Below are 21,414 nucleotides of genomic sequence, written 5' to 3' on the forward strand. Positions count from 1 at the left end.
CCTCTTCTCATGGAGGGCGGAGGGAGGAATCTGTTAACATCTCTCGATGCACATCCAACACACGATAATCCAGCTTGCCGGCCATTCGCTTCATCGGGTTGATTTCGATCCGGCGACGTTTCAGGCCACCGATCTCCTGTGGCTCCCTCATCATGCCCGGCTCGCTAACGGTGCGCGTAAACGGCAGACCGAACATCTTGCCGGCCGCATCGCCGCGGTTTACGCCCTGCGGGAAGTGGACGTAAAATCGATCCCCGGAATTGGCGAGCAGCGCCAGCCACTGTGGCCCGCGCCGTGGTACGGCAGCATCAGCCACTGCGAACATAGCGCGCTGGCGGTGGTCGCTGACCGTCCGGTCGGCGTGGATATTGAGCGACAGTTCTCGCCATCTCTGGCATCGGAGCTGGAAAGCAGCATTATCACCCCAGCGGAGCGCACGGTGCTAAACGCGAGCGGGCTGCCCTTTGAACTGGCCCTGACGCTGGCATTTTCGGCGAAGGAGAGCGGGTTTAAGGCGAGTCATCCGGAGACACAAACCGGAATCGGTTTTAGCGACTTTCAGTTGGTGCATATAAAGGAAGGACGTTTGCTACTTCGGTTATCTACCGGGGAGTATTGGCTGTCATGGATGATGGAGGATGATTACGTCATTACGCTATGTGCGTCGTAAAAACGAAAACCCGCGCGGTTTTCCGTACGGGTTAGTTAGCTAACGCGGCGATAAAATCAGCGCATCTGCTTTGCCAGCTCAGCGATGGACGCTGCATCAAAACCGTGGTGTTTGCGCAGCCAGCCGCGATCTGCCGCTGCAGCATACTCGCCGTCCGGAATGCCAAGGCGCTTAAGCGTCATACCCGCTCCGGCTTCTGCCAGCACTTCTGCCACCAGGCCGCCCAAACCACCGTTGACGTTATGTTCTTCCACCGTAATCACCGCTTTGCACGGCTTCAACGCAGCCAGCAGCGCGGCGGTATCGCAAGGACGAATTGACGGAACGCTCACCACTTTGGCCGCAATCCCGGCATCGGCCAGAATCTGCGCGGCATCGACGATTTCATGAACCGTAGAACCGGTTGCCACCAGTGCAATATCTTCGCCTTCGCGCAAGGTCACCACGGCCCCCGGCACGAACTGATAATCTTCATCATGTAACTCCGGCAATGCTTTGCCGTCGAGACGAATATAAACCGGCCCTTGATACCCAATAGCGTAATCAATAATCTGCCGACATTCTCGCGGTGAAGAAGGAGCAAAAATTTGAATATTGCCGAAACCGCGCATCACTGCCAGATCGTCAATCGCATGATGAGTACTCGCCAGAGGGCCGTAGCTGGCACCAGCATTAAGACCAAACAATTTGACGTTGGTGTTGTTATAGCAAACGTCGACTTTGATTTGCTCATTAGCGCGAGAGATCAAGAACGGCGCGGCGTTACAGGTCACCGCCACTTTTCCGCCCAGCGCCAGCCCTGCGGCCATTCCGACCATGCTCTGCTCGGCGATACCCACGTTAACCAGGCGGCCTGGAAATTGTTTAATAAACGGAGCAATTTTCGCGGTTGACGTTGAGTCAGCGACCACAGGTACCAGATCGACACCACGCTCAACAGCATCAATAAACGCCTGAACCATCACGGTCGCCAGATGTTCTGCATTACTCATCTTTCAGTTCCTCCAGTGCCAGTGCAATTTCTTCGCCTTTCGGTACCCGGTGGTGCCATTCCGGACGCCCCTGGATAAAGGAAATACCAGCACCTTTCGTCGTGTTGGCAATAATAACGTTCGGTTTACCTTCTTGTTTCAGCGCTTCCAGGGTCGCAACCACCGACGCCATATCGTTCCCCTGGCATTCGGTTACTGCCATACCAAAGGCTTTCCATTTCTCAGCCAGCGGATCGGTATTCATTATTTCGCGAGTCGGGCCTGCCAGCTGCAGGTTGTTTTTGTCATTAATAATGACCAGGTTATCAAGCCCATAGTGAGCAGCAGCCAGCGCCGCTTCCCAGTTACTGCCTTCAGCTAGTTCACCATCGCCGGTAATTAAAAAGATGCGGCGGGAGCTGTTACTTTTCTTCGCCGCCAGCGCCAGCCCTACGGCGACAGGCAAACCGTGCCCCAGCGCTCCGGTGTTCAGCTCAATACCAGGGGTTTTCTGACGAACCGGGTGGCCCGGAAGATGTGAATTCGCGTGCTGGTAGGTTTCCAGCCACTCAACAGGGAAGAAACCGGCTTCGGCCAGCACACAGTAATAGCAGCCCACCGCGTGACCTTTCGACTGGATATAGATATCGCGCTGCTCATCAGCCAGACGGTCCGGCGCAACGTTCATAATGCGGAAATAGAGCGCGGTGAGCAGTTCAACTTGTGACAGGTCGGCTCCGGTATGCCCGCCGGCCGGGCTGTTGGCATTAAGCCTGACAATGTGACGACGCACTGCGCGCGCTTCACGCTCTAGTGCCTGAACATCATAGCTATAGGGATTCATTTAATACCTCTGAATTTATTTTCAACTTGGAATATTTATTCCACCAGGGACTAAAAAAACCAGACATCCCCAGCCAACGCATCGCAACTCTTCCGCCGCTGCATCATACTCAGGAACATTCTGCCTCCTTACTACCAGGCAGATCTGCGCCTGGGTACTTTTTAGTTGATCTGAAAGTCGATTGAATATATATTCATTATCGATTCTTTATTCAATTATGCTATCACTGTTTTGTTTTTGTCCATAGCTGATTTTGAGGATTGGCGAAAGTTAGATATCCATCACACTTAAATGTCTTCTCTTTTCGCGTATGATAATGAGCTCTAACATAATGGCTGCACGTAAATGATTTTCGGGGAAATATATGGCTAAGCAGGATGAACAACGGCTATTAGTTAAGATTGCCACGCTTTACTATCTTGAAGGACGCAAGCAGTCCGACATTGCTCAACTTCTCTCGCTTTCTCAGTCATTTGTCTCCCGAGCGATTACCCGTTGTCAAAAAGAAGGCGTTGTAAAAATTAGCGTTGTTCAGCCATCGAATATTTTCCTTAATCTCGAAAAAGGGCTTGAGGATCGCTACGGAATTAAGCAAGCCATCGTGGTAGATACCGAAGAGGACGCCAGCGATCACACAATTAAGCGGGCTATCGGTTCTGCGGCAGCTCACTATCTGGAAACACGGCTGCGCCCGAAAGATCTGATCGGCGTCTCCTCGTGGAGCTCAACCATCCGCGCGATGGTGGATGAAGTGCACGCACAAAATCTTAAGGCCAGCGGCGTTATCCAATTGCTGGGCGGCGTAGGTCCCAACGGTAACGTGCAGGCGACAATCCTTACCCAAACTCTGGCGCAACATCTTAACTGCGAGGCCTGGCTGCTCCCTTCCCAGAGCATTGAAGGCTCTATCGAGGAGAAAAATCGTCTCGTCGCCAGTAAAGATGTCGCCGATGTCATCGCACGTTTCGACGAAGTGGACATTGCTATCGTCGGGATTGGTATTCTTGAGCCTTCGCAGCTACTGAAAACGTCCGGAAACTACTACCACGAAGATATGCTTCAGGTACTGGCTGAACGTGGTGCAGTTGGAGACATATGCCTGCACTACTACGATAAAAACGGTCAGCCAGTGTTAAGCGACGATGAAGATCCTGTTATCGGCATGGCCCTTGAGAAGGTGAAGAAGTGTCCTAACGTAGTTGCCCTCGCCGGCGGCAGTGATAAGGTTGCGGCTATCAAAGGCGCGTTATCAGGTGGTTATATCGATGTTTTAGTCACCGACTATCCCACCGCAAGATTGCTTATCGCCGGTTAATTTTTTATCTCCACCACTTTACCGCAGCCTTTACGCTTTCTGATGAGCGTAAAGGAACTGCAAATAAATATTTATCTTTCAAACAGATAAACACAAAAAACCACTATCTTTCCCACCCCCTCTCGCATGCATCACCGATCGGATAAGTGTGATTGCCAGCACAATTGATGACTTTGCCTGTAGCCCGACGAGAAGTTTCTGGCTAAGGTATCAAATAAATAATCACTATCGAATATATATTCAGTGATTAAAAAAGTGAAAACGAAATGTCACATCATGGCCTGCTAAGACGCATTGCGATAAAGAGGAATGCCCTGCTTACCCTCTCTGCGCCAGGACGAAGTGTGACTCAGGAGACAACCTCATGCAGGTAACATGTAAAGAGTTCATTATTGCACTGGACGAAGGCACCACTAACGCCAAAGCTGTCGTGCTCGATAGCCGCGGCCACGTCGTGGCAAAATTCTCTCAGCCGCTGGCCATTCAAACGCCGCGAGATGGTTGGGTAGAGCAGTCGGGCGAAGGTCTGGTTGAGGCCTCACTTGACGTTATCGCTAAAGCGGTTGAGCACGTGGGTGCAGATAATATCGCCGCATTAGCCATCAGCAACCAGCGAGAGACCGCCATCGGCTGGTACCGTCAGAGCGGCAAACCAATTAACGCCGCCATCACCTGGCAGTGTACGCGCAGCGCGACGTTTTGCGATGAACTGCGTCGCAACAACAAAGAACAACAGATCAAAACCACCACCGGTTTGCCGATTGCGCCCCTGTTCTCTGCCTCAAAAATGCGTTGGTTACTGGAATCCGTTCCTGAAGGCCGCATGCAGGCAGAACGTGGAGAGATCTGCCTTGGCACTATCGACAGCTGGCTGCTGTGGAATTTAACCCAAGGTGAAGCCTTCTATTGCGATCACTCCAATGCCGCACGTACCCAGTTGCTGAATCTGCAAACCGGGCAGTGGGATAACGAGATGCTGGCGCTGTTTCAGATCCCGCGTGCCGCACTGCCGGAGATTAAACCCTCCAGCGGATTATTTGGTTACACCCGCGGGCTTAACGCCATTCCCGATGGTATTCCGGTGATGGCGATGGTTGGCGATTCCCACGCGGCACTTTTCGGCCATGCTCTTGGCGAACCAGGCTGTGTAAAAGCCACCTACGGTACGGGGTCATCGGTGATGGCGCCGGTAAAATCCGCACAGTGCGACATCGGCGCACTGGCCACCACCATCGCCTGGCACGACGGCGACAGCATCACTTACGGACTGGAAGGTAATATTCCGCATACCGGAGATGCCGTTGCGTGGATGGCTGATAGCACCGGCCTGAGTGAACTATCCGATGCCGAACTGGCTCACGAACTCAATACGCTTCCCGCCTCCGTGGAATCTACGCTGGGCGTCTATTTTGTACCAGCCTTAACCGGGCTGGGCGCTCCGTGGTGGGACGACAGCGCCCGTGGCGTGATTTGTGGCCTGAGCCGCGGCGTCAAACGAGCCCATCTGATCCGTGCCGCGCTGGAGTCTATTACCTATCAAATCGCCGACGTGGTCGTCGCCATGCGCCAACAGGATGACTTTCAGCTGACGGCATTAATGGTCGACGGCGGCCCGACGAAAAACGACTGGCTGATGCAGTATCAGGCCGATCTGCTGGGCTGCCCGGTAATGCGCAGTGACATCGCTGAACTTTCAGCGATCGGCGCAGCCTTGCTCGCCCGCAAAGCTCTGAATCCAGGTTCCGTGACCGACCTGAAAGCCTTCTTAACCGAACATAGCGAATTCATCCCCGACATGGCCCGCCACCAACGCTTGCAGAAAAGATGGCAGGAGTGGCGCCATGCAGTGAACAGAACATTATGGAAACCGGCAACGTCCGCCTGATACCCACCAGGGAATCTCGTGTATGACGACCCTTAATCACTAACAAAAGGAGACTTCCGGCCCATAAATTTGATTTTCAGGCCTTACGTTGTTTCACCGTACCCGACAATAACAACCAAGAGAGATAATTGTCATGAAATTACGTTTAACGCTTTTAACTGCAGCTACCCTGACCGCCTTTTCTTTTGCCGCCCATGCTGCAGAAAAAGGCACTATTATGATCATGGTAAACTCATTGGATAACCCGTATTACGCTTCTGAAGCCAAGGGTGCCAGCGAGAAAGCAAAAGAGCTGGGATATCAGACCACCATTCTGTCCCATGGCGAAGATGTAAAAAAACAGAATGAACTAATTGATACCGCCATCGGCAAAAAGGTTCAGGGCATTATTCTGGATAATGCTGATTCTACCGCTAGCGTCGCCGCCATTGAAAAAGCCAAAAAAGCGGGCATTCCCGTCGTATTAATCAACCGCGAAATCCCTGTCGATGATGTTGCGCTTGAGCAAATTACACATAATAACTTCCAGGCGGGTTCGGAAGTCGCCAACGTATTTGTAGAAAAAATGGCGGAGAAAGGGAAATATGCCGAACTGACCTGTAACCTTGCCGATAATAACTGCGTTACGCGTTCTAAATCCTTCCATCAGGTCATCGATCAGTACCCGGATATGGTCAGCGTTGCAAAACAAGATGCTAAAGGGACATTAATCGACGGCAAACGCATTATGGACAGCATTCTGCAAGCGCATCCTGACGTAAAAGGTGTGATTTGCGGTAACGGTCCTGTCGCCCTCGGTGTGATTGCCGCGTTGAAAGCCGCAAATCGCACTGATGTTGTGGTTGTCGGTATCGACGGCAGCAACGATGAGCGCGATGCGGTGAAAGCCGGAACGCTGCAGGCAACCGTCATGCTTCAGGCTCAGGCTATCGCCGCTCAGGGCGTTACCGACCTCGATAACTACCTGCAAAAAGGGGAAAAACCGGCGAAGCAGCGCGTTATGTTCCGCGGCATTCTGATCACACAAGACAATGCAGACAAAGTTCAGGACTTCAATATCAAGTCCTGAGTTCGGGTTGTTGCGCCCCTGCGGGGGCGCACAGGAGAGTATTATGTATAAAAAAACCTGGCTGGCACTGGCTGTTCTTACGCTCGGAGGCTGTCGTATTGTCTCTCAGCAGGAGCTGGCCGACCTTAAATCCCCGCCCAATCCGCACATGGCTAATATCGACCAGACCTGGCAAGACCAGGTGGTTCCTCAGGTCGTTGCTAAGGCTCGTCCCGTTGCTGAATTAATGACCGCCCTACGTTCGGCGAAAGATATCGATAGTGCCTGTAAAGATTTAGGCTATCGCTCGCAGGATGAAAACCCGTGCATTTTTTACGTGAAAGTTGAAGGCAATATCACCAATATCGATTCCACTTCCCGTAGTGGAAAAATGACAATTCACGATGCCAGTGGCAGCAATGTTGTTGTGCAGATTGGGCCAACCCTGCGTGGCACGCTATTGCGTGATGGTTATCAGGGGGCCAGTTATCAGGACTTTAACGACCAGGTTCTCTTTGGTGAATATGGTCGGGCAATTAACGAGCAGGCGGTAAAAATGATTGCCGCTGCGCAAGTTAAAATGGGCGAATCAACACAAGTCTATGGCGTATTCTCAGCCTGGGATCTGCCGCAAACCATCCCTGATATTACGCCAGCGAAGATTGTTCGTTTGGGAGGACAATAACATGCAACGGCAAGAACTCGTCACTCCCCAACCAGTCGAATCTGAAGTTATTATCGAAACCCGCGAATTATCTCGCGTTTATCCGGGTGTAATAGCCTTAGATAATGTGAACTACCGGGTCTATCGAAATAAAGTTAACGTTCTGATCGGTGAAAATGGTGCTGGTAAATCCACCATGATGAAAATGCTTGCTGGTGTTGAAACTCCCTCATCCGGTCAAATTATTCTTGATGGCACGCCAGTCACCCTTGGTTCTACCCATCAGGCAGAAAAGAACGGCATTAGCATTATTTTTCAGGAATTAAACTTATTCCCTAACATGAACGTCATGGATAATATTTTCATGGCTAACGAATTTTTTCAGAAAGGCAAAATCAACGAAAAATACCAATATGCGCTAGCCAAAAATTTATTGGAAAGGCTGGAACTCGATGTTGACCCCTACACTCAACTTGGTGAACTGGGCATCGGCCACCAACAGATGGTCGAAATTGCACGTGCGCTTTCCAAAGATACGCGCGTATTAATCATGGATGAACCCACTTCCGCACTCAGCCAGTCGGAAGTCAAAATCCTGTTTAACGTTATTGAACAACTCAAACGCCGCGGCGTTACCATTATTTATATTTCTCATCGTCTGGAAGAACTGATGGAAATTGGCGATCACATTACCATTTTCCGCGATGGACGTTTTATCAGTGAACGACAGGTTAACGATGCCAGTATTCCCTGGATTATCGAACAAATGGTCGGCGATAAGAAAAAACATTTCGACTATCAGCCCGCGCCACAGGGAGAAACCGTTCTTTCTGTCGACGGCCTGACGGCCCTGCACCCTAGTGGAGGCTACAAACTTAATGACGTGACCTTTACCTTAAGTAAGGGAGAAGTCATTGGTATTTATGGTTTGCTTGGCGCTGGGCGAACAGAGCTATTTAAAGGACTGGTTGGGCTCATGCCTTGCCAGAATGGCAGCGTTCGGCTCAATGGCGCAAATATTGAAAAATCCCCCTTTCAGGCACGCTTGAAAAAAGGGCTGGCGCTGGTTCCTGAAGATCGACAGGGCGAAGGCGTGGTGCAGATGATGTCGATTCAATCGAACATGACCTTATCTGATTTTAGTTTGCAGGGTTTTCGCCGGGCGTGGAAATGGCTGAACCCGCAGAAAGAAATCAGCTGCGTCAAAGAGATGATTCGTGAACTGGCTATCAAGGTTAGCGACCCCGACCTGCCAATTACCTCTTTAAGCGGTGGCAACCAACAAAAAGTGGTGCTCGGCAAAGCATTAATGACGAAGCCTGAGGTCGTTTTTCTTGATGAGCCGACCCGCGGTATCGATGTCGGCGCTAAAACCGACGTTTACCATCTTATCGGCAAAATGGCCCAGCAGGGTCTGGCAGTGATGTTTTCGTCATCTGAACTGGATGAAGTCATGGCGCTGGCTGACCGAATTCTGGTCATGGCCGATGGCCGTATTACCGCCGATTTACCGCGTCATGCCGTTACCCGCGAAAAATTAATCGCGGCTTCAACACCTCAAGATTAATCAGGCTGGAACCCATCATGAACCAGAAATATATGATTTATATGTACCTGCTGAAGGCCAGAACGTTCATCGCTCTGCTGCTGGTTATTGCATTCTTCAGCGTGATGGTACCGAATTTCCTGACCACATCTAACCTGCTGATTATGACGCAGCACGTGGCGATTACCGGCCTGCTGGCCATCGGCATGACGCTGGTGATCCTCACCGGGGGGATAGACCTCTCCGTCGGTGCCGTCGCCGGGATCTGCGGAATGGTCGCGGGAGCGCTATTAACTAACGGCCTGCCGTTATGGAATGGCAGCGTTATTTTCTTCAATGTGCCGGAAGTTATTCTCTGCGTTGCCCTCTTCGGGGTGATCGTCGGTTTCATTAATGGTGCCGTGATCACCCGTTTCGGCGTTGCGCCCTTTATCTGCACGCTGGGCATGATGTATGTCGCCAGAGGCTCCGCTCTGCTGTTTAACGATGGTAGCACCTACCCCAACCTTAACGGCATGGAGGCGCTTGGCAACACCGGTTTCGCGACGCTGGGTTCCGGAACGTTGATGGGGATATACCTGCCAATCTGGCTGATGATTGCCTTCCTGCTGCTGGGCTACTGGCTGACCACCAAAACGCCTCTGGGCCGCTATATCTACGCGATTGGCGGTAATGAATCCGCTGCTCGTCTGGCCGGCGTTCCTATTGTTAAAGCTAAAGTGTTTGTTTACGCCTTCTCCGGTTTGTGTTCCGCGTTCGTTGGCTTAATCGTCGCCTCGCAACTGCAAACTGCCCACCCGATGACCGGCAATATGTTCGAAATGGACGCCATCGGCGCCACCGTTCTCGGTGGAACCGCGCTGGCAGGAGGCCGTGGCCGGGTTACCGGATCGATCATCGGCGCCTTCGTTATCGTCTTCCTTGCCGATGGCATGGTGATGATGGGGGTCAGCGATTTCTGGCAAATGGTCATTAAGGGCGTGGTGATTGTCACCGCCGTCGTCGTCGACCAGTTCCAGCAAAAACTACAGAACAAAGTGATCCTGATGCGCCGCCATGATGAAAAGCTGGCAGCGGCCGGGGCCACCAGTTAATAAGGTTTTTATTACCCCGCCGGACCCACTGACGTTCGGCCTACATGAGGGAAAAAAGATGCAAAGAAATTTCCACAACAAAACGGTTGTTATCACCGGCGCATGCCGCGGAATTGGTGCCAGCATTGCTGAGCGCTTTGCGCGTGATGGCGCCAACCTGGTGATGGTCTCTAATGCCGAACGCGTCCACGAAACGGCAGAAGTTCTGCGTCAACGCTACCAGGCCGACATTCTGTCGCTGCAAGTGGATGTGACCGATGAGGCGCAGGTTCAGTCACTGTATGAGCAGGCCGCGGGGCGTTTCGGTTCTATTGATGTCTCAATCCAGAATGCAGGCGTTATCACCATCGATTATTTCGATCGCATGCCGAAAGCCGACTTTGAAAAAGTGCTGGCCGTTAACACCACCGGCGTCTGGCTGTGCTGCCGTGAAGCCGCTAAATACATGGTGAAACAAAACCATGGCAGCCTGATTAATACCTCTTCTGGCCAGGGCCGTCAGGGATTTATCTACACGCCACATTATGCCGCCAGCAAAATGGGCGTCATCGGTATTACCCAAAGCCTGGCGCACGAGCTGGCGCCATGGAATATCACCGTTAATGCCTTCTGCCCGGGCATCATTGAAAGCGAAATGTGGGATTACAACGACCGCGTATGGGGAGAAGTCCTCAGCACCGAACAAAAACGTTATGGCAAAGGTGAACTCATGGCGGAGTGGGTCGAAGGTATTCCGATGAAACGCGCCGGTAAACCGGAGGATGTCGCTGGCCTGGTGGCATTCCTGGCGTCAGATGATGCCCGCTATCTCACCGGACAGACCATCAATATCGATGGCGGCCTGATTATGTCGTAAACCGCTAGCCTGTCGCCCCCGGGTTGCGGCTAACACCTAACCCGGGCTACACGCCGCTTCAGAAAACCCTCATTGCCTGATGCGCCACAAGATATTTATTCAGAGAGTAATGACTATGATTGCGAAAGATTTTGCCCAGCAACTGTTTAATCTGCAGGACCGTGTAGCCTTTGTAACGGGCGCAGGTAGCGGTATCGGTCAGATGATTGCCTACGGACTCGCCAGCGCGGGCGCCCGGGTCGTCTGCTTTGATCTCCGCGAAGATGGCGGCCTTGCTGAAACGGTTAACAATATCGAGGCTATTGGTGGACAGGCCTGTTTTTATACCGGAGATGTACGCCAGCTGAGCGATTTACGTAAGGGTGTCGAGTTGGCCAAAAATCGCTTTGGCCGCCTTGATATCGCCGTCAACGCCGCAGGTATCGCTAACGCCAACCCGGCTCTGGAGATGGAAACCGAACAATGGCAGCGGGTCATTGATATTAACCTGACTGGCGTGTGGAACTCTTGCAAGGCAGAAGCCGAACTGATGCAGGAGTTCGGCGGTGGGTCGATCATCAATATCGCCTCTATGTCCGGTATTATCGTTAACCGCGGTCTGGATCAGGCTCATTACAACTGTTCCAAAGCGGGCGTTATTCACCTGTCAAAAAGCCTCGCCATGGAATGGGTCGGTAAAGGGATCCGCGTTAACTCCATCAGCCCGGGATACACCGCTACGCCGATGAACACCCGCCCTGAGATGGTCCATCAGACCCGTGAATTTGAAAGCCAGACGCCAATTCAGCGTATGGCGAAAGTCGAAGAGATGGCAGGACCGGCGCTGTTCCTCGCAAGCGATGCCGCCTCATTTTGCACCGGCGTTGATCTGGTGGTTGATGGCGGTTTTGTCTGCTGGTAAGCCTTCTGCACATACCACGATGCAGGGCGTGTCATTACCGTATTATGCAGGGTGGCGGCGCTATTGCTGTTAACCGGTCTATTTTCTTTTGCCGTCCATCCTGCGCCTTCATCAGTTAAAAAAGGTGCCTGAAGGTTCCTTACCCAGCCTGCGGATAGGCGGGGATTACTCCCCGCATACCGGCTACTTCTTCGTTTCGTAAGCGAGAACCGCCTTAAACTCCATATGACGTTCTTTGATACTTAACTCACACAGCGAGTCGCGTACCATTAGCGTCAATCCTGGTGCTGTCAGACATAACACCATGATTGCCACCAGGGCATACTTTGTCAGCATCTCGTTGCCTCCATGCGAAGAAGAGGCTACTATCCAACGTGCTAGGTTTGGATTGTAGGCCTCAGGTTGATGGGAACATCTCCTGGGGCTTCGTCTTTCTGAATCCTCACCTCAGCCTGAACTCAGAAAGCCTCAGGCACCCGCCATCATCATACGCTTCCCTACGCATACCACTGTCTATTTAACCAGCGAAAATTATTTTTCAGAAAACGTTCAGACTGACCAGAACTCAGAGAAGATCCTGTCTTTACGTGCTGAATGGGGCCGTTAAATCAGGCCAGAAAAGCGATGTTTACGCCAGGACAGAATGGTTAAAAAAGGTGCCTGAAGGTTCCTTACCCAGCCTGCGGATAGGCGGGGATCGCTCCCCGCATACCGGCTACTTCTTCGTTTCGTAAGCGAGAACCGCCTTAAACTCCATATGACGTTCTTTAATACTTAACTCACACAGCGAGTCGCGTACCATTAACGTCAATCCCAGTGCTGTCAGACATAACACCATGATTGCCACCAGGGCATACTTTGTCAGCATCTCGTTGCCTCCATGCGAAGAAGAGGCTACTATCCAACGTGTTGGGTTTGGATTGTAGGCCTCAGGTTGATGGGAACATCTCCTGGGGCTTCGTCTTTCTGAATCCTCACCTCAGCCTGAACTCAGAAAGCCTCAGGCACCCGTCGTCATCATACGCTTCCCTGCGCATACCACTGGCTATTTAACCAGCTAAACTCCTTTTTAAGAAAACGTTCAGACGGCCTACATCCCCGGGAAGGTCACGCTGTTTCCCGGCGCTTCGCGATGCAGATGGATAAAGTTCAGATGGCGTTCGTACTGATCGAGAATATCGGTGATCACCTGCTCTTTGCTGTAGTCCATCAGGTCATTGCCCTGGCTCCCTTCCAGCAGGAAAGTCTCCAGACGATAGTAAGTCGACTTCCCGCTACGCGCCCGGTAGGTAAAGCCGGGAATGGAATACTGCTGCGGCCAGATCTGATAAACAAAGTTCTGCTCGTCGCCCATATGAACCAGCAGGTCGAGGTGGCCCAGGTTGCCCCCCTCTTTCGGCGGCAGGCTTTTCAGCTCGACGTAAGCGCCGCGTAGCTTAAGCTCCTGCGCCACCTCTTCCATCGCCGGGAAACAGACCGTCTCCATCATCTGGCGGGTATAGCGCGTACCGGGGTAGTTCATCAGCCGCGACAAGCGCTTCTTCCAGCTCAGGCGATCCTGCACACCCAACGGACGAGGGGCGGTATCACGGTTGGCGCTCTCGCGGCGATAATCTTCCACTTTCAATGATTTATACAACCCAGCCATCACGAAGAAGATCACGAAACTGAACGGCAGCCCCATAATTACCGTGGCGTTCTGCAGGGCAGAGATGCCGTTGGTCATCAGCATCCCGAGAGTCAGCAAACCAATCACCACTGACCAGAAAATCCGTAACCAGTTCGGCGCATCGCTGTTGATATCCTTCAGCTTCGAGGTGAAATTACCCAGCACCAACGCCCCGGAATCGGCGGAGGTAACATAGAACAGCAGGCCGGTGATTGTCGCCACCGAGGCGCTAAAGGTAAACGCCGGATATTGCGCCAGCAGGTTATAGAAGCCGCGCTCCGGATGCGCTACCGCCTCTGCGGCAAAGGCCGCATTACCATGGATGATTTCATACAGCGCGCTATTACCGAACACCGACAGCCACAGCAACGTAAAGGTGAACGGAATAATCAGCGTTCCCAAGACGAACTGACGAATGGTGCGTCCGCGCGAAATACGTGCCAGGAACAACCCGACAAACGGTGACCACGCCACCCACCACGCCCAGAAGAACAGGGTCCAGTTGTTCATCCACTCCACCGGGCGGTCGAAGGCGAAACTGTTCAGCGTCATGCCCATAAAACGATTCACATAGTCGCCGACGTTAAGCACCAACGCATTGAGCAGAAACTCGGTATCCCCCATAAACAGGATGAACAGAATCAGCCCCAGCGCCAGCATCACATTCAACTCGGAAAGAATGCGAATGCCTTTATCGACACCGGAGGTCACAGAAATGGTGGCAATAATTACCGACAGCACGATAAGTGCCGCTTTCGCACCCAGCGAATCCGGAATATCGAACAGCACGTTGAGGCCGTAATTAAGCTGCACGACGCCAATCCCGAGAGTGGTGGCGATACCAAAAATCGTCCCGATAACGGCGGCGATATCCACACTGTGGCCAATAGGACCATCAATCTTTTTGCCGAAGATAGGATAGAGCGCAGAACGGATGGTTAGCGGTAAATTATAACGATAGCTAAAGTATCCCAGCGCCATCCCCATCAGAGCATACATCGACCAGCCGGTCAGCCCGTAGTGAAACAGCGTCCACACCATCGCCTGGCGCGCCGCCTCCATGGTCTGCCCCGCCCCTTCCGGCGGCTGCATATACTGGGTCACCGGCTCGGCGACAGAGAAAAACATCAGGTCGATGCCGATCCCGGCGGCGAACAACATTGCCGCCCAGCTCAGCACGCTAAACTCCGGTTTCGAGTGCTCCGGCCCGAGCTTCACCGAACCGAAGCGCGAGCAGGCAATGCACACCACAAACACAATATACAGCGTTGCGGCCAGCAGGTAGTACCAGCCAAAGGTCTTTGAAACCCAGTTCAGGGTACGGCCAATCCAGGCCGCGGAAAAATCGCTGAAGAAGAGAGTCATCAGGGAAAACAACAAAATCAGTCCCGCGGAAGTATAAAAAACCACCGGATTGACTTTGTCCTTTTCTCTGCTCGGCGAAAGGTCTGTCATCCATTCTCCTTACTGTTTTTGCAACTATTAGAATCAAAATCCGCAACAATTAAGACACACTTTATATTGAACGTCCAATCAAAAACCGCTTTAATATATAAACAAAGCTGATGAATAGAGTCTGAAAAATGCCCAAACTGGGGATGCAACCGATACGGCAGCGGCAGCTGATTGACGCCACGCTGGCCGCCATTAATGAAGTGGGAATGCACGATGCCACCATCGTGCAGATTGCCCGACGCGCTGGGGTCTCGACCGGCATCATCAGCCACTATTTCAAGGATAAGAACGGGCTGCTGGAAGCAACGATGCGTGATATCACCGGCCAGCTGCGCGAGGCGGTACTGAGCCGCCTGCACGCCCTGCCCGAAGCCTCTCCACAGGAGCGGTTGCGCGCTATCGTGGCGGGCAATTTCGACGACAGCCAGATCAGCAACGCGGCGATGAAAGCCTGGCTCGCCTTTTGGGCCAGCAGCATGCATCAACCGATGCTCTATCGCCTGCAGCAGGTCTGTAGCCGGCGACTGCTCTCGAATATTGTCTATGAGTTTCAGCGCGCCCTGCCGCGTGAAAAGGCGCAGGAGGCCGGTTACGGTCTCGCCGCGCTGATCGACGGGCTGTGGCTACGCGCAGCGCTAAGCGGTAAGCCGCTGGATAAAGCCCGCGCCGATACGCTCGCCGAGCACTTCATCAGCCAGTATTTGCCACCGACTTCTCACTAACGGAGGACCCATGTCCCGAATGGCCGAACAACAGCTTTATATCCACGGTGGTTATGTTTCCGCCACCAGCGGTAAAACCTTCGAGACCATCAACCCCGCCAGCGGGGAAGTGTTGGCTATCGTCCAGGCAGCCGGTCGCGAAGATGTCGACCGGGCGGTCAAAAGCGCCCAAAAAGGGCAAAAAATCTGGGCAGCAATGAGCGCCATGGAACGCTCGCGCATTCTGCGCAACGCGGTCGATATTCTGCGCCAGCGCAATGACGAACTGGCGCGTCTGGAAACCCTCGACACTGGCAAACCGCTGAGCGAAACCGCCGCCGTTGATATCGCCACCGGCGCTGACGTGCTGGAGTACTACGCGGGCCTGATCCCGGCGCTGGAAGGCAGCCAGATCCCGCTGCGCGAGAGTTCATTCGTCTATACCCGACGGGAACCGCTGGGCGTAGTCGCCGGGATCGGCGCCTGGAACTACCCGATCCAGATAGCCTTATGGAAATCGGCCCCGGCGCTGGCCGCCGGTAACGCCATGATCTTTAAACCGAGCGAGGTCACCCCGCTCAGCGCCCTGAAGCTGGCAGAAATCTACCGCGAAGCGGGCCTGCCGGAAGGGGTGTTTAATGTGCTGCCAGGGATCGGTGCCGAAACCGGGCAGTACCTCACCGAACACCCGGATATCGCCAAAATCTCCTTTACCGGCGGCATCGCCAGCGGCAAAAAAGTGATGGCTAACTCCGCCGCCTCCTCCCTGAAGGAAGTGACCATGGAGCTGGGGGGCAAATCACCGCTGATCGTCTGCGAAGACGCCAACCTCGACCTCGCCGCCGACATCGCGATGATGGCCAACTTCTACAGTTCAGGCCAGGTCTGCACCAACGGCACCCGCGTATTTATTCCGACGCGCTTTAAAGCGGCGTTTGAAGAGAAAATCCTCACCCGCGTGGCACGCATCCGCCCCGGCGATCTGTTTGCGGAAAGCACCAACTTCGGGCCGCTGGTGAGTTTTCCGCACCGCGAAAACGTGCTGCGCTACATCGAGAGCGGCAAACAAGAAGGCGCACGCCTGCTGTGCGGCGGCGATGTACTGAAAGGGGCGGCGTTCGACCACGGCGCATGGGTTGCCCCGACCGTTTTTACCGACTGTCATGATCGGATGACCATTGTGCGCGAAGAGATCTTCGGCCCGGTGATGTCGATTCTGACCTATGACGACGAGGCCGAAGTGATTCGCCGCGCCAACGCCACCGAGTACGGCCTCGCCGCCGGTGTCGTCACCCCGGATCTCAACCGAGCCCACCGCATCATCCACCAGTTGGAAGCCGGTATTTGCTGGATCAACAGCTGGGGTGAATCCCCGGCGGAGATGCCGGTCGGTGGCTACAAGCACTCCGGTATTGGCCGTGAAAACGGTGTCCAGACTCTGCAGAACTACACCCAGGTAAAATCCATCCAGGTTGAGATGGGTCAGTTTCAATCCATATTTTAACCAGGAGGTCATTTTTGCAATTTGACTACATCATTATTGGTGCCGGTTCCGCCGGTAACGTACTGGCGACACGACTGACGGAAGATCCCGACACCACCGTCCTGCTGCTGGAAGCCGGTGGCCCGGATTATCGTTTTGACTTCCGTACCCAGATGCCCGCCGCGCTGGCCTTCCCGTTGCAGGGCCGACGCTATAACTGGGCCTACGAGACCGAGCCGGAACCGCATATGAACAACCGCCGCATGGAGTGCGGACGCGGAAAAGGCCTCGGCGGATCCTCGTTGATTAACGGCATGTGCTATATCCGTGGCAACGCCATGGACCTCGACAACTGGGCCACCGCGCCGGGACTGGCGCAGTGGAGCTACCTCGACTGCCTGCCCTACTATCGCAAAGCGGAAACCCGCGATATCGGCGCCAATGACTATCACGGCGGCGATGGACCGGTAAGCGTCGCCACGCCAAAGCAGGACAACAATCCACTGTTCCACGCGATGGTGGAAGCCGGCGTGCAGGCCGGCTATCCGCGCACCGATGACCTTAACGGCTATCAGCAGGAGGGCTTTGGCCCGATGGATCGCACCGTGACGCCCCAGGGACGTCGCGCCAGCACCGCCCGCGGCTATCTCGACCAGGCCCGCGAGCGTCCTAATCTGACTATCCGCACCCACGCGCTGACCGATCATATTATTTTCGCCGGCAAGCGCGCCGTTGGCGTCGAATGGCTGGAGGGCGACAGCACCGCGCCATCAACAGCCACCGCCAATAAAGAAGTGCTGCTCTGCGCCGGCGCCATCGCCTCACCGCAGATCCTGCAACGCTCCGGCGTCGGTAGCCCGGAACTGCTGCGTCAGTTCGATATTCCGCTGGTTCACGCCCTGCCCGGCGTCGGCGAAAACCTGCAGGATCATCTGGAGATGTATCTGCAGTATGAATGCAAAGAGCCAGTGTCGCTCTACCCGGCGCTACAGTGGTGGAATCAGCCGAAGATCGGCGCCGAGTGGCTGTTCGGTGGCACCGGCGTCGGCGCCAGCAACCAGTTTGAAGCGGGCGGATTTATTCGCAGCCGGGATGAGTTTACCTGGCCGAATATTCAGTACCACTTCCTGCCGGTGGCGATTAACTACAACGGTTCCAACGCGGTGAAGGAACACGGTTTCCAGTGCCACGTGGGGTCCATGCGTTCCCCAAGCCGCGGCCACGTTCGGCTCAAATCGCGCGACCCGCACGATCATCCGGCCATTCTGTTTAACTATATGTCCAGCGAACAGGACTGGCAGGAGTTCCGCGACGCGATTCGCATTACCCGCGACATCATGAATCAGCCGGCGCTGGATAAATATCGCGGTAGGGAGATAAGCCCGGGTCTGGACTGTCAGAGCGATGCTGAACTGGATGAGTTCGTGCGCAACCACGCGGAGACCGCCTTCCACCCCTGCGGCACCTGCAAAATGGGCTACGACGAGATGGCGGTGGTCGATAGTGAAGGCCGGGTGCACGGGCTGGAAGGCCTGCGCGTGGTCGACGCCTCGATAATGCCGCAGATTATTACCGGCAATCTTAACGCCACCACTATCATGATTGGCGAAAAAATGGCCGATGCCATTCGCGGTCGTCAGCCGCTGCCAAAAAGCACCGCGACCTATTATGTCGCGAATGGCGCACCGGTTCGGCGCTGAGCATGACAACAGTATTGAAGTCACGTTGGACTGTGCTGAGCTGTTCTGAGCTGTGCTGATATGCATGCCGGGCGCCTTGCCCGGCAATGCCAGAAAAACACGCGTGGTCAGCTATCGCTCATTCGCGACACGCTTCCAGCCGTTTCCGCTGTCTTCCATTGTCATCAAAATTATCCGCGGCCAGCCACCTGCGCAGCACCGCATCCCGTACCGGCCATTCGCTATCGATAATCGATAGCTGATCGCTGTCGCGGGTGCGCCCTTTACGCACCATCTTTTGTCGCAGGCACCCTTCCCAGGTGAAGCCCAGACGCTCCGCCGCCCGCCGCGACGCAACATTCATCGAATCGCATTTCCACTCCAGTCGGCGATAGCCCTGTTCGAAGGCATGTTGCAGCAACAGCCACACCGCTTCCGTTCCCAACGGGGTATTTTTCATCTGCCGTGACCAGGTAACATGGCCGATTTCAGCCGTCCCCATCCCGCGGTCGATAGCCATATAGCTGACCAGCCCCAGCGCTCGCCCGCTATGTCGGTCGATAACCGCATACGGCACCAGCGCGTCATCGTTCACTTTCCCGGCAACCCAGTGGGCGGTGGCCTCAAGGCTCTCCGGCCGTGTGCTGGCAAGCCAGGTCCAGTAGCTCTCGTCGCCCTGCGCGTAGGCCGCAAACAGATCGGCGGCATGGCGGCGTACGTCCAGCGGCTCCAGTTGGCAAAAACGCCCGCCCAATGGCAGACGCTTAAGGAGGCTGGCACCTTGCCAGTCGGCGACCCTGTCGTTCACCCACTGACCATACTGATTGATTTCCGGCATGACCTTACCCCATTGATTGGTAACCAAATAGTTATATCAAGTTGCGATAAACCCGGAAACCGCGCCGTCATTTTTTCCGTTTATAACTCAAGCCTATTGATTATTCTTTTTATGCATAAGCTTATTGGTATTTTGACTTTACGACGACAGTGAAGCGGCCTAACGTAGCGAAGCATAAATAATCAAAACAACATTTTTCAGGGATTGCTCATGACCAAAAAACTGCTGTCTTTACTGGTGCTGACCGCGCTCTCCGCTGCCGTCCATGCCGCTACACCGCCAACTACCCTGGTCGTTGCCCAGGGACTCGACGATATTGTCAGCCTCGACCCGGCGGAAGCCAATGAGCTGTCCAGTATTCAGACGGTACCGAGCCTCTATCAACGCCTGGTTCAACCGGACCGCGATAACCCTGAAAAAATCACCCCGATTCTGGCAGAAAGCTGGCAGGCAGATCCGGCAGCCAAAACGCTGACCATCAAGCTCAAGCCCGATGCTAAATTTGCCTCCGGTAACCCGCTGCGCCCGGAAGATATTATTTTCTCTTACACCCGCGCGGTGACGCTGAACAAATCCCCGGCCTTTATCCTTAACGTTCTCGGCTGGCAGCCGGATAACATCGCCAGCCAGCTGAAAAAGGTGGATGACCACACCCTGGAGCTGCACTGGACCGCCGACGTCAGCCCGGCGGTTGCGCTGAATATTCTCTCCACGCCGATCGCCTCCATCGTCGATGAAAAACTGGTGGCGCCGAACGTCAAAGATAACGACTTCGGCAACAGCTGGCTGAAAATGCACTCCGCGGGCAGCGGCGCGTTCAAAATGCGCGTCTATCAACCGCATCAGGCCATCGTGCTGGAAGCCAACGACAGCTCGCCGACCGGTGCGCCAAAACTGAAAAACGTGATTATTAAAAACGTCCCCGACCCGGCGTCTCGCCGCCTGTTGATTCAGCAGGGCGATGCTGATGTCGCCCGCGATCTCGGGGCCGATCAGATAGCCGCTCTGCAGGGCAAGCCGGGCGTCACGGTGCTGAGCATTCCGTCCGCCGAGCAGAACTACCTGGCGTTCAACACCGGCAACAGCGCTAACCCGCTGCTGAAAAATCCGGCCCTGTGGGAAGCAGCACGTTGGCTGGTGGACTACGACGGCATTACCAAAGATCTGCTCAAGGGCCAGTATTTCGTCCATCAGAGCTTCCTGCCGGTGGGTCTGCCGGGCGCGCTGGACAACAATCCCTTTAAGTTTGACCCTGAGAAAGCCAAAGCCATCCTCGCCAAAGCCGGGATCAAAGATGCTCATTTCACCCTTGATGTTGAAAACAAACCACCGTTCATCACCATCGCCCAGTCAATGCAGGCCAGCTTTGCCCAGGGCGGCGTGAAGATCGATCTGCTGCCGGCTGCCGGTAGCCAGGTGTATGCCCGGGTGCGCGCGAAGCAGCACCAGGCGGCTATTCGTCTGTGGATCCCCGACTACTTCGACGCCCACTCTAACGCCAGCGCCTTCGCCTGGAATGACGGTAAATCCAGCACCGTCGCCGGCCTGAACGGCTGGCAGATCCCGCAGCTGAACAAAGAGACCCAGGCCGCGGTGGCCGAAGCGGACCCGGCAAAACGCCTCGATCTGTATAAAAAAATGCAGGAAGAGTTGCAGCGCAGCTCGCCTTACGTCTTCGTTGATCAAGGGAAAACCCAGATCGTGGTCCGCGATAACGTCAAAGGTTATCAGCAGGGCCTGAACGCCGACATGGTCTGGTATGACCGGGTGACCAAGTAACCCAGGTGGCCCGGGC

19 protein-coding genes are annotated in these 21,414 nt (G+C 54.3%); 13 read left to right on the forward strand and 6 right to left on the reverse strand.

Features of this window, described 5'->3' with window-relative positions; genetic code table 11:
• The first annotated feature begins 46 nt into the window (after window positions 1–46).
• Entirely contained in the window at window positions 47–670 is a 624-nt protein-coding gene (entD, locus tag ACMYSP_RS05985; RefSeq protein WP_434585960.1) for an enterobactin synthase subunit EntD, read from the forward strand.
• A gap of 56 nt (window positions 671–726) precedes the next feature.
• Here the strand turns inward: entD and ACMYSP_RS05990 are convergent, their stop codons facing one another.
• Together ACMYSP_RS05990 and ACMYSP_RS05995 are read right to left on the reverse strand one after the other, a co-directional pair.
• Window positions 727–1,662: a transketolase family protein gene (locus ACMYSP_RS05990; protein WP_434585961.1), complete on the reverse strand. Its 936-nt coding sequence runs from the start codon at window positions 1,660–1,662 to the stop codon at window positions 727–729.
• Window positions 1,655–2,485: a transketolase gene (locus ACMYSP_RS05995; RefSeq protein WP_434585962.1), complete on the reverse strand. Its 831-nt coding sequence runs from the start codon at window positions 2,483–2,485 to the stop codon at window positions 1,655–1,657. The genes ACMYSP_RS05990 and ACMYSP_RS05995 overlap by 8 nt, the downstream gene beginning before the upstream one ends.
• A gap of 364 nt (window positions 2,486–2,849) precedes the next feature.
• Here ACMYSP_RS05995 and ACMYSP_RS06000 point away from each other — a divergent pair, with 364 nt between their 5' ends.
• The 8 genes from ACMYSP_RS06000 to ACMYSP_RS06035 all read left to right on the forward strand — a co-directional run bounded on the left by ACMYSP_RS06000 (window position 2,850) and on the right by ACMYSP_RS06035 (window position 11,794).
• Window positions 2,850–3,800 (forward strand): sugar-binding transcriptional regulator, encoded by a 951-nt coding sequence (locus ACMYSP_RS06000; protein ID WP_434585963.1) that lies wholly within the window; start codon window positions 2,850–2,852, stop codon window positions 3,798–3,800.
• Between the two features lie 364 nt (window positions 3,801–4,164).
• Window positions 4,165–5,685: an FGGY family carbohydrate kinase gene (locus ACMYSP_RS06005; protein ID WP_434585964.1), complete on the forward strand. Its 1,521-nt coding sequence runs from the start codon at window positions 4,165–4,167 to the stop codon at window positions 5,683–5,685.
• Between the two features lie 133 nt (window positions 5,686–5,818).
• Entirely contained in the window at window positions 5,819–6,754 is a 936-nt protein-coding gene (locus tag ACMYSP_RS06010) for a D-ribose ABC transporter substrate-binding protein (RefSeq protein ID WP_123755891.1), read from the forward strand.
• Window positions 6,755–6,797: 43 nt separating this feature from the next.
• Window positions 6,798–7,418 (forward strand): DUF2291 family protein, encoded by a 621-nt coding sequence (locus tag ACMYSP_RS06015; RefSeq protein WP_434585965.1) that lies wholly within the window; start codon window positions 6,798–6,800, stop codon window positions 7,416–7,418.
• A gap of 1 nt (window position 7,419) precedes the next feature.
• A complete protein-coding gene (locus ACMYSP_RS06020) occupies window positions 7,420–8,964 on the forward strand; it encodes a sugar ABC transporter ATP-binding protein (RefSeq protein WP_434585966.1) in 1,545 nt (514 codons plus the stop codon).
• Between the two features lie 17 nt (window positions 8,965–8,981).
• Window positions 8,982–10,037 carry an ABC transporter permease gene (locus ACMYSP_RS06025; RefSeq protein ID WP_434585967.1) on the forward strand — a complete coding sequence of 352 codons (1,056 nt, stop codon included), beginning with the start codon at window positions 8,982–8,984 and terminating at the stop codon, window positions 10,035–10,037.
• 58 nt (window positions 10,038–10,095) lie between these two features.
• Complete coding sequence (locus tag ACMYSP_RS06030) at window positions 10,096–10,893, forward strand: SDR family oxidoreductase (protein WP_434585968.1); 798 nt, start codon at window positions 10,096–10,098, stop codon at window positions 10,891–10,893.
• 115 nt (window positions 10,894–11,008) lie between these two features.
• Window positions 11,009–11,794, forward strand: coding sequence for an SDR family oxidoreductase (locus tag ACMYSP_RS06035; protein WP_434585969.1), 786 nt, complete (start codon window positions 11,009–11,011; stop codon window positions 11,792–11,794).
• A 183-nt stretch (window positions 11,795–11,977) separates the two neighbouring features.
• On the opposite strand, the gene ACMYSP_RS06040 is transcribed toward ACMYSP_RS06035, so the two are convergent.
• The 3 genes from ACMYSP_RS06040 to ACMYSP_RS06050 form a co-directional block, all read right to left on the reverse strand.
• Window positions 11,978–12,130, reverse strand: a complete 153-nt coding sequence (locus ACMYSP_RS06040; protein ID WP_434585970.1) for a Hok/Gef family protein — start codon at window positions 12,128–12,130, stop codon at window positions 11,978–11,980.
• A 379-nt stretch (window positions 12,131–12,509) separates the two neighbouring features.
• Window positions 12,510–12,662 carry a Hok/Gef family protein gene (locus tag ACMYSP_RS06045; RefSeq protein WP_049267697.1) on the reverse strand — a complete coding sequence of 51 codons (153 nt, stop codon included), beginning with the start codon at window positions 12,660–12,662 and terminating at the stop codon, window positions 12,510–12,512.
• Window positions 12,663–12,884: 222 nt separating this feature from the next.
• Complete coding sequence (locus ACMYSP_RS06050; protein WP_434585971.1) at window positions 12,885–14,918, reverse strand: choline transporter; 2,034 nt, start codon at window positions 14,916–14,918, stop codon at window positions 12,885–12,887.
• Window positions 14,919–15,046: 128 nt separating this feature from the next.
• Here ACMYSP_RS06050 and betI point away from each other — a divergent pair, with 128 nt between their 5' ends.
• Genes betI through betA form a run of 3 tightly spaced genes read left to right on the forward strand, consistent with a single transcriptional unit; the run spans window position 15,047 to window position 18,802 of the window.
• A complete protein-coding gene (gene betI, locus ACMYSP_RS06055) occupies window positions 15,047–15,640 on the forward strand; it encodes a transcriptional regulator BetI (protein ID WP_434585972.1) in 594 nt (197 codons plus the stop codon).
• A gap of 10 nt (window positions 15,641–15,650) precedes the next feature.
• Complete coding sequence (betB, locus tag ACMYSP_RS06060; RefSeq protein WP_434585973.1) at window positions 15,651–17,123, forward strand: betaine-aldehyde dehydrogenase; 1,473 nt, start codon at window positions 15,651–15,653, stop codon at window positions 17,121–17,123.
• 14 nt (window positions 17,124–17,137) lie between these two features.
• Complete coding sequence (betA, locus tag ACMYSP_RS06065) at window positions 17,138–18,802, forward strand: choline dehydrogenase (RefSeq protein WP_434585974.1); 1,665 nt, start codon at window positions 17,138–17,140, stop codon at window positions 18,800–18,802.
• 118 nt (window positions 18,803–18,920) lie between these two features.
• Here betA and ACMYSP_RS06070 read toward each other — a convergent pair whose 3' ends face one another.
• The gene (locus tag ACMYSP_RS06070; RefSeq protein WP_434585975.1) at window positions 18,921–19,619 is read right to left on the reverse strand and encodes a GNAT family N-acetyltransferase; all 699 of its coding nucleotides are present in this window, start codon (window positions 19,617–19,619) and stop codon (window positions 18,921–18,923) included.
• 210 nt (window positions 19,620–19,829) lie between these two features.
• Between ACMYSP_RS06070 and ACMYSP_RS06075 the strand changes: the two genes are divergently transcribed.
• Window positions 19,830–21,398 (forward strand): ABC transporter substrate-binding protein, encoded by a 1,569-nt coding sequence (locus ACMYSP_RS06075; RefSeq protein WP_434585976.1) that lies wholly within the window; start codon window positions 19,830–19,832, stop codon window positions 21,396–21,398.
• The last annotated feature ends 16 nt before the right edge of the window (window positions 21,399–21,414 follow it).

This window comes from Klebsiella sp. R390, assembly GCF_051131745.1.
GTDB lineage: Bacteria > Pseudomonadota > Gammaproteobacteria > Enterobacterales > Enterobacteriaceae > Klebsiella.

Excerpts from the sequence above, each read along its gene's own strand:
- betI (WP_434585972.1), top strand. The coding sequence starts at position 15,047 with ATGCCCAAACTGGGGATGCAACCGATACGGCAGCGGCAGCTGATTGAC.
- ACMYSP_RS06030 (WP_434585968.1), top strand. The coding sequence starts at position 10,096 with ATGCAAAGAAATTTCCACAACAAAACGGTTGTTATCACCGGCGCATGC.
- ACMYSP_RS06010 (WP_123755891.1), top strand. The coding sequence starts at position 5,819 with ATGAAATTACGTTTAACGCTTTTAACTGCAGCTACCCTGACCGCCTTT.
- ACMYSP_RS06000 (WP_434585963.1), top strand. The coding sequence starts at position 2,850 with ATGGCTAAGCAGGATGAACAACGGCTATTAGTTAAGATTGCCACGCTT.
- ACMYSP_RS06070 (WP_434585975.1), bottom strand. The coding sequence starts at position 19,619 with ATGCCGGAAATCAATCAGTATGGTCAGTGGGTGAACGACAGGGTCGCC.
- ACMYSP_RS05995 (WP_434585962.1), bottom strand. The coding sequence starts at position 2,485 with ATGAATCCCTATAGCTATGATGTTCAGGCACTAGAGCGTGAAGCGCGC.
- ACMYSP_RS05990 (WP_434585961.1), bottom strand. The coding sequence starts at position 1,662 with ATGAGTAATGCAGAACATCTGGCGACCGTGATGGTTCAGGCGTTTATT.
- ACMYSP_RS06020 (WP_434585966.1), top strand. The coding sequence starts at position 7,420 with ATGCAACGGCAAGAACTCGTCACTCCCCAACCAGTCGAATCTGAAGTT.
- ACMYSP_RS06015 (WP_434585965.1), top strand. The coding sequence starts at position 6,798 with ATGTATAAAAAAACCTGGCTGGCACTGGCTGTTCTTACGCTCGGAGGC.
- betB (WP_434585973.1), top strand. The coding sequence starts at position 15,651 with ATGTCCCGAATGGCCGAACAACAGCTTTATATCCACGGTGGTTATGTT.
- ACMYSP_RS06025 (WP_434585967.1), top strand. The coding sequence starts at position 8,982 with ATGAACCAGAAATATATGATTTATATGTACCTGCTGAAGGCCAGAACG.
- ACMYSP_RS06005 (WP_434585964.1), top strand. The coding sequence starts at position 4,165 with ATGCAGGTAACATGTAAAGAGTTCATTATTGCACTGGACGAAGGCACC.
- ACMYSP_RS06075 (WP_434585976.1), top strand. The coding sequence starts at position 19,830 with ATGACCAAAAAACTGCTGTCTTTACTGGTGCTGACCGCGCTCTCCGCT.
- entD (WP_434585960.1), top strand. The coding sequence starts at position 47 with ATGCACATCCAACACACGATAATCCAGCTTGCCGGCCATTCGCTTCAT.
- ACMYSP_RS06050 (WP_434585971.1), bottom strand. The coding sequence starts at position 14,918 with ATGACAGACCTTTCGCCGAGCAGAGAAAAGGACAAAGTCAATCCGGTG.
- ACMYSP_RS06045 (WP_049267697.1), bottom strand. The coding sequence starts at position 12,662 with ATGCTGACAAAGTATGCCCTGGTGGCAATCATGGTGTTATGTCTGACA.
- ACMYSP_RS06040 (WP_434585970.1), bottom strand. The coding sequence starts at position 12,130 with ATGCTGACAAAGTATGCCCTGGTGGCAATCATGGTGTTATGTCTGACA.
- ACMYSP_RS06035 (WP_434585969.1), top strand. The coding sequence starts at position 11,009 with ATGATTGCGAAAGATTTTGCCCAGCAACTGTTTAATCTGCAGGACCGT.